We start from the raw sequence: 13,689 nt of genomic DNA on the forward strand, positions 1-13,689 counted from the left end.
AAATAATATAGCAAATAACAGGAGGTGGTTAAAGAGTGTTGGTACTGGAATACAAGGCGGTACTTAAAAAGACTCAAGTTAAGGCAATAGACGAAGCTATCCGTACAAGTCAATTTGTGCGAAACAAAGTACTGAGATACTGGATGGATAACCGTGGCGTAGGTAAAAAGCAACTCTACCAGTACAACACTCAGCTAAGGGCAGAGTTTGAATTTGTCAAAAATCTGAACAGCCATGCAACTCATGCATCGGTTGAGAATGTAGAGCGTGCTATTTCACGATTTAGAGATAATTGCAAAAAGAATAAACCGGGATCGAGCGGGTATCCACAATTTAAGAAGGATGCTCGTTCTGTTGAATACAAAACATCAGGATGGAAGTTACACCCAACTAGACGCCGAATCACCTTCTTAGACAAAAAGGGTATTGGGGAACTCAAGCTATTGGGAAAATGGGATATTCACACATACCCGATAGATCTGATTAAACGAGTTCGCATTGTGCGTCGGGCTGATGGGTATTATGTTCAATTGTGCGTAAAAGCGGTAAGTGGCACGGAGCTTAGAACTAGTGATGAGGAGATTGGTTTAGACGTTGGGCTAGAACACTTTTACTCTGATTCCAACGGACATCATCAGGAGAATCCCCGTTTCCTTAGAAAAGCTGAAAAAGCTATCAAGCACGCTCAACGTCGCATTTACACAAAAGAAAAAGGGAAAAACAACAGACGCAAAGCGAGGGGGCGATATGCCCGGAAGCATTTAAGAGTAAGTCGGCAGCGGGAAGAACACGCTAAAAGAATAGCGCGTAACGTATGCAAGGCTAACGCCTATGTCGCCTATGAAGACTTGAATGTGAAGGGACTGGTAAGAAATCGTCGTCTAGCCAAGTCAATAAATGATGTGGCTTGGAGTGCTTTTCGTCGTTGGCTAGAATACTTTGCGATTAAGTTCGGGACTCAAGTTGTAGCTGTTCCACCTCACTACACATCGCAAAAATGTAGTAATTGTGGACACATCGTCAAAAAGGGACTATCAACCCGAACACACGCCTGCAAATGCGGATGTGTTCTGCAACGTGATGTGAATGCAGCCATCAATATTTTGTTTAAGGCAAAGTCTACCGGAGGGCATCCGGGAAGTAACGCTTGGGGAGTTGGAACCTCTACTCTACTTGGGGTAACTCTGGTTGAGCAAGTTGCGACGTTGAGCCAAGAATCCCCCGGCTTTTAGCCGTGGGGAGTGTCAATTTAACATTAATGGAGGTATGGGGTGACTCAGGCGCACAAGCAAAAAATTTCATCCAAGGCAAGTCAGTTTACAGAGTCGGTCATTCGTGAAATGACTAGAGTGGCATTGCAACACAATGCCGTAAATTTGGCGCAAGGGTTTCCCGATTTTCCCTGTCCCCCAGAATTGAAACAGGCTGCTTATGAAGCGATCGCAGGTGATGTTAACCAGTATGGCATTACTTGGGGCGATCGCGCTTTTCGTCACGCTCTTGCTGAAAAAGTCCGTTGGTATCTAGGCTTAGAAATTGACCCCGAACGGCACATTACTGTAACTTGTGGTTCCACCGAAGCAATGGCAGCAACAATGCTTGCTACGGTAGATCCAGGTGATGAAGTTATTGTGTTTGAGCCGTATTACGAAAACTATGGTCCCGATGCGGTGATAGCGAGTGCAACTCCGCGTTATGTATCGCTACATCCACCCGATTGGACTTTTGATGAAGCCGAACTACGGCAAGCATTCAACAACAACACCAAAGCCATCATTATTAATACTCCCCACAACCCAACTGGGAAAGTGTTCAGCCGTGAAGAATTAACCTTAATTGCCGAACTTTGCCAAAAGTGGGATGTGCTAGTTTTTACAGACGAAATCTACGAACATATTCTGTATGATGGTACTGAGCACATCGCAATGGCAACCCTCCCAGGTATGGAGGAACGCACTGTCACTATCAATAGTCTTTCCAAAACCTACAGTGTGACTGGATGGCGAGTTGGCTACATCTTGGCAAATCCAGAATTAACTGGCGCAATTCGTAGAGTTCATGATTTTCTTACCGTAGGCGCACCCGCACCTTTGCAACGAGCAGGAGTGGCGGCGATGCAACTACCAGAGAGTTACTACAAGGAACTGGCAATACTGTATCAGGAGAAGCGAGACAGTCTGCTTCAGATTTTAGATGAAGTTGGGATTCCCTATTCTATTCCCAAGGGAGCCTACTACGTACTCGCTGACATCTCCCGCTTTGGCTACAAGACGGATGTAGATTTCGTCCTCTATCTTATTAAAGAGATTGGAGTTGCAGCGGTTCCCGGTTCCAGCTTTTTCTCTCAACCAGAGAAAGCTAGCAAATTCATTCGATTCTGTTTTAGTAAGAAGCCAGAAACTTTGGCGGTGGCGGGCGATCGCCTACTAAAATTGCAATCTATCTTACAAAAAGCAACTTGAGATCTTTAACTTTGCTCTAAGTTTTTGAACAAGGGCGTACTTAAATATCGTTCACCGTAACTGGGCTGCACCATCACGATTAAACGTCCTGCATTCTCCGGACGCTTAGCAACTTGAACCGCAGCCCACAAAGCAGCACCAGTCGATATACCTGACAGAATTCCCTCTTCTCGTGCTAGCCTGCGGCTATACTCAATCGCCTGTTCATCAGTCACCTGAAGAACTTCATCAACGAGTTCTATACGCAACACGGGAGGAACAAACCCAGCTCCAATGCCTTGAATTTTGTGTTCTCCTGGTTTACCACCTGTGAGTACGGCACTGTTAGCTGGCTCAACTGCGATCGCCTGAAATTCGCTTTTGCGGGACTTGATTGCTTCAGCAACTCCAGTAATTGTGCCTCCTGTACCAACGCCAGCAACTAAGATATCAACTTGCCCATCGGTGTCTTCCCAAATTTCAGCAGCTGTTGTTTCTCGATGGCTTTTGGGATTGGCACAGTTATGAAACTGCTGAAGCATATAGGCATCTGGTGTGGTAGCAACAATTTCTTTAGCACGAGCAATAGACCCAGACATACCTTCAACTCCTGGTGTCAACTCCACCTCTGCCCCATACCCCATCAGCATTAACTGCCGTTCGGTACTCATTGTATCTGGCATTGTTAAGATTAAACGGTACCCTTTGGCTGCCGCAACCATCGCTAGAGCAATGCCCGTGTTGCCAGAAGTGGGTTCTACTAAAACTGACTTTCTCGGGCGAATTAATCCTGCTTGCTCAGCAGCTTCAATCATGCTGATACCAATTCGGTCTTTGACTGAAGCTGATGGATTTAGCCCCTCTAGTTTGACCAAAATCTGGGCAACACAGCCGTCAGATTGAGGAATACGATTAAGCTGAACTAGAGGCGTCCGACCAATCAAATCGGTGATATCACGAGCTATTCGCATCTTTCTTCTCTCCTGGGGTTGGCTGTGCAATACTGCTTTAATATACGCTATGCCTATCGAATAAGCGTACATTAACATACATTAAATTGGCTCTCAATCAAGTAAGTCTACATACTTTATTGCGAAAAAATTGACAATTGAAAAATAACGTGCCCGAAAAAGACGCCGAAAGAAAGACGCACACAAAAGTTCAAAGGTGATAAATTTTGCTTCTGTTTTGACTTTTGACTTTTGTTAACTTTAAGCTAGTACAAGAGAACTATCCAAAGGATGGAATGTCTGATTTAATTCTGTTTTGGCATCGCCGCGATTTACGCATTTCTGATAACACAGGACTCGCCGCTGCAAGAAAGCAGAGTCCAAAGGTCGTGGGCGTGTTTTGCCTTGATCCGAATATTTTAGAACGGGATGATGTTGCAGCGGTCAGAGTGACTTACATGATTGGTAGTTTACAGTCACTACAACAGCGATATGCTCAAGCAGGTAGCCAGTTGTTAATTCTCCATGCTAATCCTACTACAGCCATTCCAGAACTGGCAGCGACTCTGGGCGCAAGAGCTGTATTTTGGAATTGGGATGTGGAACCGTATTCTCAAGAACGCGATCGCGCTGTTATGGAAGCGCTACAAGAAAAAGGTATCCAGTTTCTTGAGAAGAACTGGGATCAGCTCTTACACTCACCAGAGGATATTCGTACTGGTTCCAATCAGCCCTACACCGTCTACACCCCCTTTTGGAAAAATTGGATTGGTAAACCAAAAGCATCTCCTGTAGAACTTTCGGATGGCGCGTCTCTACAAAACATGACGGGATTGACAGAAGCCGAAAAGGAAATTGCAAAAGCTTCAGGGGCGATAGAATTACCCTCACCCAAAGATTTAGGTTTCCATTGGGATGGAGAATTAGTCATTGCGCCAGGAGAGGCGGCGGCGCAAGAACGGTTAGAGGAATTTTGCGCCAGTGCAATTAATGAATACAAAGAACAGCGCAACTTCCCAGCAGTTGACGGTACATCTAGATTGAGTGCGGCTTTAAAATTTGGCGTGATTGGTGTTCGCAGCGTTTGGCAAGTAACTTTGGAGGCGCTAGAAATTAGCCGCAGTGAGGAAACAGAAACCAGCATTCGTGCATGGCAACAGGAACTGGCGTGGCGAGAATTTTATCAACACGCGATGTATCACTTCCCAGAACTAGCAGAAGGTGCTTTCCGCGACCATTTCAAAAACTTTCCTTATGACAATAACGAAGAACATTTCCAAGCTTGGTGCGAGGGGAAAACTGGTTACCCAATTGTTGATGCAGCAATGCGCCAGATGAATGAACTGGGCTGGATGCACAACCGTTGTCGGATGATTGTCGCCAATTTCCTGACCAAAGACTTGCTGATTGATCCCAGAATGGGAGAAAAATACTTTATGCAAAGATTAATTGACGGTGATTTATCTGCCAATAATGGCGGCTGGCAATGGAGTGCTTCTAGCGGTATGGACCCGAAACCCGTGCGAATTTTCAACCCTGCTAGTCAATCGCAAAAGTTTGACTTTGAGGGCGAGTACATTAGGCAATGGGTTCCGGAATTGCGGTCTATGGATACGGAATATTTGGTGACGGGGAAAATTTCACCCTTAGAACGTCATGCTGTTGGGTATCCTGACCCCATTGTGGATCACAGTATACAGCAACGACAGTTTAAAGAGCGCTATCAACGGCAAAAAGATGGATTAGGGGCGCTGCGGTGAAAATTAAACGTTGGCGATTGATGAGGTGAATAAATATTACTTCCTTGCCAGCGTGAAATTCTCGAAATTGAGAAGGCTGAGTTAAGCAACAAAACTCAGGATGGCGTTGGGATAAACTACCCTAACCTGCCTGACGGCTGAGGTTAGGGTTTTCAGCAGCCCTGAGTACATGGTCTTGCAAAGAACAAGACAATGCACCCGAACCTCCAGGCAAGTTTATAAGTTGCCCCAAAGCAGAAATATTTATCGCTCCATTCAAATCGGCATCGCCACACCAACCACAATGACCGCATTTAAAGGACTTGCCACTACGATAAGACTTACCCGACACCGGATGGATGTGCAGGCAATTGTGGCACGTCTTGCTCGTGTAAGCTGGGTTTACCAACACCAGTTTCACCCCAAACTTGATGCATTTGTAGGTCAAGAATTGCCGCAACTGGTAGAAGCTCCAGGAGTTGCTCCTGCGTCTTTCCACCTTGGTTCTAGGCAGTTCATTCGTCCGTTCGCGGATACCAGTGAGGTCTTCGAGGGCAATGACTTGGTTATTAGTTTTAGCCTTTTGTACCAACTGGTAGCTAATGGTGTGGTTGGTGTGACTTTGAAAGCGTCGCTCTTTGCCCGACAACCGTTTCAGCAATTCTCGACAGCGACGACGAGAACTGCGCGTGCCTTTCGCGGCTTTTTGTTGGAGTTTAGCTCTCAGATTACTGTAATGGTTGCGAATTTTCGTAATGTCTTTCCCGTTATGTTTGTCCCCGTGCGAGGTAACAACAATGTCTGTCCTACCCAGGTCGCAACCCAAAACCTTATCTGTAGCTTCTATCTCTGGTGGTTGCGACTCAAGCTGAATATTAATGTAATACGTACCATTCTGCCGCTTCAGCAGCGTTGCGGTTTTAGGTGTTTGCCCCTTGAGCAGAGAACGCTGGTAGTTGCCGATGGCAAGTTTAAACCGCGAGCGCCCGCCAAGTAATCTCAAGCTAACTGTCCAGTCGTGTTCCCGAAAACTGAATACCCGCTCGTCGTAAGCAGCACTGGTTGGAGCAAATTTTCTAACTGGTTTACTTTTTTGTTTAGCCGTCTTACGGTTTCCGGCAACTCGTCTGACTGCCTGGATTGCCAACTGGGAAGACAGACCAAACCTAGCTCTGACATCGTTGTAAACCAACGACTGAATTGCCTGCTCGTTAGTCAACCCTGGCTTTACAGTCCTGTTCGTATACTCACAAGCATCTGCAAACGCCTGCAACAACTCGTCAATTTTGGCGAGTTGTTCAGGTGTGACTTGGAGCTTGCAGGATACAGTCAGAATTTGCTTCATAGCCTGATTATACCTCAATGCAAGAACTATTTGTTATGTGTCCACAATTATTGGTTGCCTCCGTTCCTCCGGCAACCCGGCAACCTCGCCCACCCTGCTCCGCCCTTGGGTGGGGAGGGATAGCGCTACCGTTGAACTTTTGTGAAACCCAACCTACAGTATTGCGTTTCAGATTCCCATAAAACCGCTTGCAGAACCCATCTGTTTGGCAGGACTGATTTGAGCAGAGATTTGCATTGCTCTACCAGAGCGGAGATTTCCAATTAAACTTAGGACAATACCAATCAAAATAATACTGCCGCCCATATATTGAGCAGCTGTGGGTACTTCCCCTAAAATTAGATACGCCATCACAATTGCAGCAATAGGATTAAACGAGTTAGCCAGACTGATTTGAGCAGAAGTTGAGCCGCGCAAACCTGCAAACCAGCACAATTGCCCTGCAACGACAATCACAGCCCCGTAAAGGAGCATCCATTGCCAAAGATACGGCGAGAACGCATCTTGAAAGTGTTGTGTTCCGTAAAGCAACTGAGCGAGGAAGAAGAAGACAACCGTTCCCAAAGCCGTGCGAAAGATATTAAAAAAGCCTAAGGGGATATGCTGCAATCGTAACTTACTAATGACCGTAGCAATAGCCAAAACCACAGCGCCAGCGGCTGCCATCAACTCCCCGTTGCCAATATGCAATGAACCTCCCATCAGCGCTACAGTTTGACCAGAGCTAGGCAGAAATGATGTCACAGCAACACCAGCAAAAGACGCGATCGCACCCGCGATCGTCCAAGTATTGACCCTAACTCCCAGAAGCCAGATGCTCAAAGCTAAGGTGAGCGGTGGTTCCAGCCGACCAATCAGCACTACATTGGTCACGGTGGTGTTGTCTAGGGCACCAAAAATTAGCCCAGGACCAAGGGCACCGGAAAGGATAGCTATGACTCCCAAGCTGATCCAATCTCCACGGGTTAACTGTCTTAAGGTGCGTTGGTTCAATTCTCTGCCAAAAATTAACAACATCATCGCTAAAGCACAGAGGTTGCCGACAAATAAAACATTGCAGAGTGAAATCGGATTTCTGCCATCGACAAGGTGCTGTGATCCAATTTCTGTAATTTTGCGGGTTACGGCATTGGCAGCTGCAAAGATGAGGATGGCTGTCCACAGGTAGAAGGAACTGGAAACTCGGCTGAAAATATTTCTTTTTCTTGTTTTCATACAACTTTATGTACAACCCGTGTTGGCTTTTTCCTGCGACAGAATTGTGCTGTGTCACACCAGAATTTGCTTGCCACTAGGACTTGAGAGGGTGCTAGACTGAAGTTCCCCGGTGCAAATGTAAAGAAGATAATGAGATGCAAAGGTCCGATTCATAGCCACAAAGACTCATACAGAACACTGTTATTGTGGCGTGAGTTCAAGCAGTACAAATGAGCAGCCGCTATAGATTATCTGATAAGTTATAGAATTTTTGGTGAGTTTTTTTCAGCGATTTCTCAGATAAAATTCATATTTTGGCTTGAACTCAATTTGAGCCGTTTCTAGGTAAAATCTTAGCCTTACTTCAGTTTTATTCACTCATTTCTCAGGAAAAAATCATCTTCTTCCAGGCTGATTGAACCAAGATGAAATTGAGCCGACAAATTGAATGGAGTGAACAACAATGAAACTGAATCAATTGGTATTACTAGGCGCGACTTCCTTAATCATTACCACTGTACCTGTGTTAGGACAAGCAGCTCAAATAACAGCGTCCCGGAACCTCAGCCACACCTCAAGTGCTAGCAACAATAATATCCTTGTGGCGCAAGGTAAGTCTATGGCTGTAGTATCTGGCAAATTTCTGGCTGGAGAAAAGCCAACTACAGGTTCAGCTCGCATCGTCACCGAAAACGGACATCGCTACTTGGAACTAGATGGTGCCTTCAGTACCAGCGACCAAGGACCGGATCTGCACGTTCTTCTAGATACCACTGGCAAACCACCACAAGCATATAAAAACCAGGGTAGTTTCGTAAATGTGGGGCGCTTACAAAAGTACAACGGGACTCAACGCTACCCCATTCCCGATGCTGTTAATGTAGCAAACTTCAAATCTGTGGTCATCTGGTGTCGCATGGCAAACGCCACCTTTGGCTACGCACCACTGCAAGCTAGTAGTGGCGTTAGTGCTCGTTAGATCTGATTTATTTTTCATCATGGATAAAGTATTTGAACAAACATCTTCGGTGATGCTGCGTGCCGGACGGCCCGACGACGCACTTCCCTGTGGCACCATTCTGTATCAAGGGTTGCGTGCCATTGCGGAACAGCACGGCTTGGTACCCGACTTTCCTTCTGCGGAGTTTGGGGCGGAAATGTTGACCGAAATTTTAGCAGACCCGACAGCTTATTTGGTCGTGGCTGAGGCTGAGGACGGGCGCGTCATCGGCAGCAACTGTTTGTGGGAAGGCGACACTATCGCCGGTATCGGCCCCACTTCGGTAGACCCTGCCGCGCAAAACAGGTCCGTTGGTCGCCGCCTGATGGAACATGTTTTACAGCGGGCACACGAAAAACGGTGCGCTGGTGTGCGGCTCGTTCAAGCCGCGCATAACAGCCGCTCGCTTTCCCTGTATACCAAACTCGGCTTTGATGTGCGCGAGCCATTGGCGGAACTCCAAGGTAAACCGCTCGGCTTGACGATACCTGGTCGCACCGTTCGTCCGGCGACTGAGACCGACCTTGCTGCGTGTAATCGTCTCTGCTACCGCATTCATGGTCATGACCGGGCGGGCGAACTAAAGGGAGGTGTCGGGCGGGGCACGGCAATGCTTGTCGAGTGTGATGGGCGCGTATCGGGCTACGCCAGCGAAATTGGCTTCTTCGGCCACGCTGTCGGCGAGAACAATGAGGACTTAAAGGCGCTTATCGGGGCGGCTCCAGCGTCCGCTGAGTTTGGCTTCTATGTTCCGATGCGTAACGCCGACCTGTTCCGTTGGTGTTTGAACCATGACCTGCGTGTCACCCAGACCGCAACGTTGATGAGCCTCGGGCTGTATAACGAACCAGCAGGGGCCTTTTTACCATCCGCCCTGTATTAGATTCTTCCAAATAAAAAAACGTCCTAAATTTTCTTGTGGGATGGGTGTCCCCACCCGTCCCATATTTAGAGCGGCCAGGGTGCCCACCCCACTGTTAGCGATAATTTATTTCTTGGAATTCCCTTAGATTTACTTTCTAGCTTCACGAGCAAATGAGCACTCGTGGACAGCTTTTATCTCCCTAACCTTTGGTTCAACAAACGTGAGTGCAAATGACAAACGTTTTTTCTCATGACTGCTATTAGCATCCTTTTACAGAAGATAATCAAAATGAAGTCGGAGTGGCTTGTTCCGTCCTCTTTAGTACTCCGTTTAACTTTGGGGATGATGGGTGTTTTTGCCCTGGGAATATGGGTCGTTGTCATTTGCACAAGCTGGACAATGGAGCGCATGGTCATTGAAAATCATCAACAAACGCTCTCATTGGTAGCAACTCAAGTGACCAATATGATGGCACCCAAGAGTAAGAGTATCGCTTGGCAACATGAGCTACAAGCAACTCTAGATAATTGGTCATCGTTACCCATGTGGCTGTGGGTGAAGCAGACAAACACTGAAGTACTGGTATCCCCAAATTTGAGTTCAATGCCTGCTAGTGAAAAGGCGGTGCTGATGTCCCTTCAAGCTTCATCTATTCAAAAGAGGCGCTACAAAGTTGCTGGACAACAACTGATAGTTAAGGCTACACCAGTGCCAATGGTGAACCAACCAACAGCTATGCTATATGTCGCTGCTGACATAACCGAGATGCTATCTCGCTCCCAAGCCGCAACCAAGAATTTAGCGATCGCCCTCATCCTATTTTTTCCCGTGCTTACGTTTACGATTGCAGTTATTGTAAGGCGATCGCTTCTACCACTGTTGCAAATTAACAAGTGGGTAACCCTCAACGATACCACTCAACCAGTCCCAGTAAATCTGCAACGACTCCCCCGCGAAGTTCAACAACTGGTCATATCCTGCCATCAACTATCTACTAGCCTGTTTGTAACAAAAGTTCGACAACGGCAGTTTACAAACCAAGTTTCCCACGATCTACGCACTCCTCTAAGCATAGTCTACGGTTATCTCCAAAGCCTGTTACGCCGAGGGACTAACCTGACAATTCCGCAGCGCGAAGCCTTGGAAACGGCGACTGCAGAAACGGAACGCATTATTGAAATTCTACAAGACCTGCTTAACCAGGTACGCGCAGATGATACTGATACCAAGTTGCAGTCAAAGCAGAAAGACGCACACGAGAAAGAGATGCGCTTGCTTTGGTTTAAACTAAAAACAAGGAGAAGTTGGTTCAAAAATTCCCGTCGCCCTTAATTTTCAGTTCATGGGGATGTGTGAGTTTAGCGTGTTAGTTTCTCTGAACGAATGCAACTTTGTATCAGGCTGTTTGTCCTATCTCTTCCCCTTGCTCATCCCAAAGTTCTCTACAAGAACTTCGGTCTAAAAATAGTCAGGTCGTTATGATAACCGCACATATTCTTTTAATTGAAGATGAAATCAAACTAGCTCGGTTCATAGAGCTGGAACTGAATAGTGAGGGATATCGTATCACCGTAGCGCATGATGGCATGGCAGGACTAACCTTGGCGCGGGAGTCTTCACCAGATTTGGTCATTCTAGACTGGATGTTGCCTGGACTGACTGGCGTAGAAGTTTGTCGCCGTCTGCGAACAACCGGAAACAAAGTACCTGTGATTATGTTAACAGCGCGAGATGAGGTGCAAGATCGCGTTGCTGGGTTGGATGCTGGGGCAGATGACTATGTTGTCAAACCCTTCAGTATTGAGGAATTGCTTGCCAGAGTTCGCGCCCACCTGCGCCGCCAACAGGAAGATGACCAAGATGTGTTGCAGTTTGCAGACTTGAGCTTGAATCGCCGTACTCGTGAAGTATTCCGTGGCCAACGGGCGATCGAACTCACGGTTAAGGAGTTTGACTTGCTAGAGTACCTACTGAGTCATCCCCGCCAAGTCTACGCCCGCGACCAGATTTTAGAACACGTTTGGGGCTATGACTTTATAGGAGATTCTAACATTATCGAGGTTTATATCCGCTACCTGCGCTTGAAGCTGGAAGAGAACAACGAAAAGCGGTTGATTCAAACCGTGCGAGGCGTTGGTTACGTGTTACGCGAGTGATGTTTCAGCTCATAGACTTTTTGCACTCATTTTCGTTTAAAGATATTTGCAACCACAGATGAACAACGGACACTTGCTATCTCCCTCGCGGTGCGGCACGGCTGCGCCTGTAGCGTGCGACCTCCGCAGGAGGCACGGAGACGCTCTCGTCGCAAAGCGTCCCGTGAGGGATACGCGAACAACGGGGGGAACCACCAAGGGCGCAGTGTCTTCCAGATGCACACAGATAAATCATCTGTGTTCATCTGTGGTTTTTTTTCATAAACATTAACTGCATGCACTCTTGTTTAATAAAAACGCCGTAATTCCGCTTCCTCAACATACTAGGGAGGGGATATAAGGCGGTCAAAAACAGTACGCCCTCATTCTTGAATCTCTACATTAGTAGAAACAGAGGATGGGGGCAGTGCTGTTTTTGACAATCTCCGTTGTTTTGCCCAGTCCTCGATCTGTTGCTTTACCCACGAAGCATTACTAGTCCCTTCCTCTTTAGCAGCAATGATTTCTTCAATAACCCAACTATCAAGATATAGCGTCACCTGGGTCTTTTTAGCTCTGTAAGCACGAGAATATTCACGGGTTTTTTCAGAGTTTTTTTTCTGCCAGTTTTTCCCAGAATCAGTAATTGGCATCTTGACATACCTAGCGCGATAGGTACAGAATAGTAGAAACAAGGAGGTGATGACAAGTGGCAACGCGACGGGCAACGTTTAGACTATACCCAACCAAATTAATCAACCAAACACTGCATTACCACCGCAAACTCCACAAAGATCTGTGGAACGCGGCAGTCTATAACAGGAAAACTCAATATCAAAAGCTTGGGCATAGCGTCGATTACTACGAGCAACAGAACTCACTGCCAGCGTTCAAACAAATGTGGGTGGAGTACAAAAACGTTAATTCCCAAGCGTTACAAGCCACGGTGAAACGCGTTGATATTGCATTTCAAAGATTTTTTAGCAAACTGGGAAAGTATCCCAAGTTTAAATCAGCCCGAAAATACAAAGGATGGACTTACCCCGCAACAAGTGGCTGGAAAGCTCATACAACTGGGAAACACGGTTATCTGGAGCTAACTAAAATTGGGCAAATTCGGATGCGTGGGGAGGCAAGACTATGGGGGACACCTACTACTTGCACCATCTTCTACAAAAACGGTGAGTGGTATGCATCCATCACGGTGGAGATTGACGACGTTCTGCTTAAGAAATCTCGTTCAACTAGAGTTGCTAACGTTGTCGCTATAGACATGGGCTGCGAGAACGCAGCAACGCTGGCATGGATCTCGGAGGGCGAGACAGAGGTTAATGGGTATCACCAGTACGCTGCTCCCCAGTTTCTACGGAAGACCGAAGCAAAAATCAAAAAACTTTCTAAACAAACACGACGCAAACAAGCACCAAACTACAAAAAGAAAATTAAGGCGTCAAAGCGGTGGAAGAAAGCTTCCAGACGTGTTGGTAAGTTGCACATCTTGGCTGCTAATCAACGTCAGAACTGGATACACAAGGTCACTAGACGCATATCTCTCCGTCATGGAACGATAGTGACCGAAGCTTTGAACGTCCAAAACATGACCAAGAAAGCAAACAAGGGCAGTAAACGTAAGCGCCAAAAAGCTGGGCTAAACAAATCCATACTTGACGTTGGTATTAGTAGATTCCTGAAAACTCTTGAGTACAAGGTGAAAGAGAGTGGTGGAGTTTATGTTGAGTTACCGACCAAAACTGTTAAGCCCAGTCAAACGTGTCCAAAGTGCGGAACCCAGAAAAAGAAAGAACTTTCGGAGCGGGTTCACCAATGTAGTCACTGCGGTTACACTCAACAGCGCGACAAAGCTGCTTGTGAAGTAATGCTTTCTTGGGCATTCAATAATCTGTCGGGGTGTGGAACGCGCCTCGTAAGCGCTGATGGGCTTAGCTCTACTTCAAGCACTCGCACTCATAAAGATACGGGCAGCATGAAGCAACTATCCCGCGTGAAGCGCTCTTAA

Annotated in this window: 12 protein-coding genes; 8 read left to right on the plus strand and 4 right to left on the minus strand. The window is 46.7% G+C overall.

The window, feature by feature from the left end; all coding sequences use genetic code 11:
- Nucleotides 1-35: 35 nt before the first annotated feature.
- Both ACM0OZ_RS22285 and ACM0OZ_RS22290 read left to right on the plus strand, forming a co-directional pair.
- Nucleotides 36-1,232, plus strand: coding sequence for an RNA-guided endonuclease InsQ/TnpB family protein (locus ACM0OZ_RS22285; protein ID WP_414584996.1), 1,197 nt, complete (start codon nucleotides 36-38; stop codon nucleotides 1,230-1,232).
- 39 nt (nucleotides 1,233-1,271) lie between these two features.
- Nucleotides 1,272-2,462 carry a pyridoxal phosphate-dependent aminotransferase gene (locus ACM0OZ_RS22290; RefSeq protein ID WP_414584997.1) on the plus strand — a complete coding sequence of 397 codons (1,191 nt, stop codon included), beginning with the start codon at nucleotides 1,272-1,274 and terminating at the stop codon, nucleotides 2,460-2,462.
- Nucleotides 2,463-2,467: 5 nt separating this feature from the next.
- On the opposite strand, the gene cysK is transcribed toward ACM0OZ_RS22290, so the two are convergent.
- Entirely contained in the window at nucleotides 2,468-3,412 is a 945-nt protein-coding gene (gene cysK, locus ACM0OZ_RS22295) for a cysteine synthase A (RefSeq protein ID WP_414584998.1), read from the minus strand.
- A gap of 275 nt (nucleotides 3,413-3,687) precedes the next feature.
- Between cysK and ACM0OZ_RS22300 the strand changes: the two genes are divergently transcribed.
- Nucleotides 3,688-5,151 (plus strand): cryptochrome/photolyase family protein, encoded by a 1,464-nt coding sequence (locus ACM0OZ_RS22300; RefSeq protein WP_414584999.1) that lies wholly within the window; start codon nucleotides 3,688-3,690, stop codon nucleotides 5,149-5,151.
- 121 nt (nucleotides 5,152-5,272) lie between these two features.
- Here the strand turns inward: ACM0OZ_RS22300 and ACM0OZ_RS22305 are convergent, their stop codons facing one another.
- Both ACM0OZ_RS22305 and ACM0OZ_RS22310 read right to left on the minus strand, forming a co-directional pair.
- Nucleotides 5,273-6,475, minus strand: a complete 1,203-nt coding sequence (locus ACM0OZ_RS22305) for an RNA-guided endonuclease InsQ/TnpB family protein (protein WP_414585000.1) — start codon at nucleotides 6,473-6,475, stop codon at nucleotides 5,273-5,275.
- A gap of 168 nt (nucleotides 6,476-6,643) precedes the next feature.
- Complete coding sequence (locus ACM0OZ_RS22310; protein ID WP_414585001.1) at nucleotides 6,644-7,690, minus strand: DMT family transporter; 1,047 nt, start codon at nucleotides 7,688-7,690, stop codon at nucleotides 6,644-6,646.
- 445 nt (nucleotides 7,691-8,135) lie between these two features.
- On the opposite strand from ACM0OZ_RS22310, the gene ACM0OZ_RS22315 reads away from it, so the two are divergent.
- From ACM0OZ_RS22315 to ACM0OZ_RS22330, 4 genes are all read left to right on the plus strand, one after another.
- Nucleotides 8,136-8,651 (plus strand): DM13 domain-containing protein, encoded by a 516-nt coding sequence (locus ACM0OZ_RS22315; protein WP_414585002.1) that lies wholly within the window; start codon nucleotides 8,136-8,138, stop codon nucleotides 8,649-8,651.
- A 19-nt stretch (nucleotides 8,652-8,670) separates the two neighbouring features.
- On the plus strand, nucleotides 8,671-9,555 hold the full coding sequence (locus tag ACM0OZ_RS22320; RefSeq protein ID WP_414585003.1) for a GNAT family N-acetyltransferase: 885 nt from the start codon (nucleotides 8,671-8,673) through the stop codon (nucleotides 9,553-9,555).
- A gap of 231 nt (nucleotides 9,556-9,786) precedes the next feature.
- A complete protein-coding gene (locus tag ACM0OZ_RS22325; protein WP_414585004.1) occupies nucleotides 9,787-10,869 on the plus strand; it encodes a histidine kinase dimerization/phospho-acceptor domain-containing protein in 1,083 nt (360 codons plus the stop codon).
- Between the two features lie 149 nt (nucleotides 10,870-11,018).
- Nucleotides 11,019-11,693: a response regulator transcription factor gene (locus tag ACM0OZ_RS22330; RefSeq protein WP_414585018.1), complete on the plus strand. Its 675-nt coding sequence runs from the start codon at nucleotides 11,019-11,021 to the stop codon at nucleotides 11,691-11,693.
- A 362-nt stretch (nucleotides 11,694-12,055) separates the two neighbouring features.
- On the opposite strand, the gene ACM0OZ_RS22335 is transcribed toward ACM0OZ_RS22330, so the two are convergent.
- Nucleotides 12,056-12,325 (minus strand): hypothetical protein, encoded by a 270-nt coding sequence (locus ACM0OZ_RS22335; protein WP_414585005.1) that lies wholly within the window; start codon nucleotides 12,323-12,325, stop codon nucleotides 12,056-12,058.
- Nucleotides 12,326-12,381: 56 nt separating this feature from the next.
- Here ACM0OZ_RS22335 and ACM0OZ_RS22340 point away from each other — a divergent pair, with 56 nt between their 5' ends.
- Nucleotides 12,382-13,689: an RNA-guided endonuclease InsQ/TnpB family protein gene (locus ACM0OZ_RS22340; protein WP_414585006.1), complete on the plus strand. Its 1,308-nt coding sequence runs from the start codon at nucleotides 12,382-12,384 to the stop codon at nucleotides 13,687-13,689.

This window comes from Scytonema sp. PCC 10023, assembly GCF_963920835.1.
Lineage (GTDB): Bacteria > Cyanobacteriota > Cyanobacteriia > Cyanobacteriales > Nostocaceae > Kalymmatonema.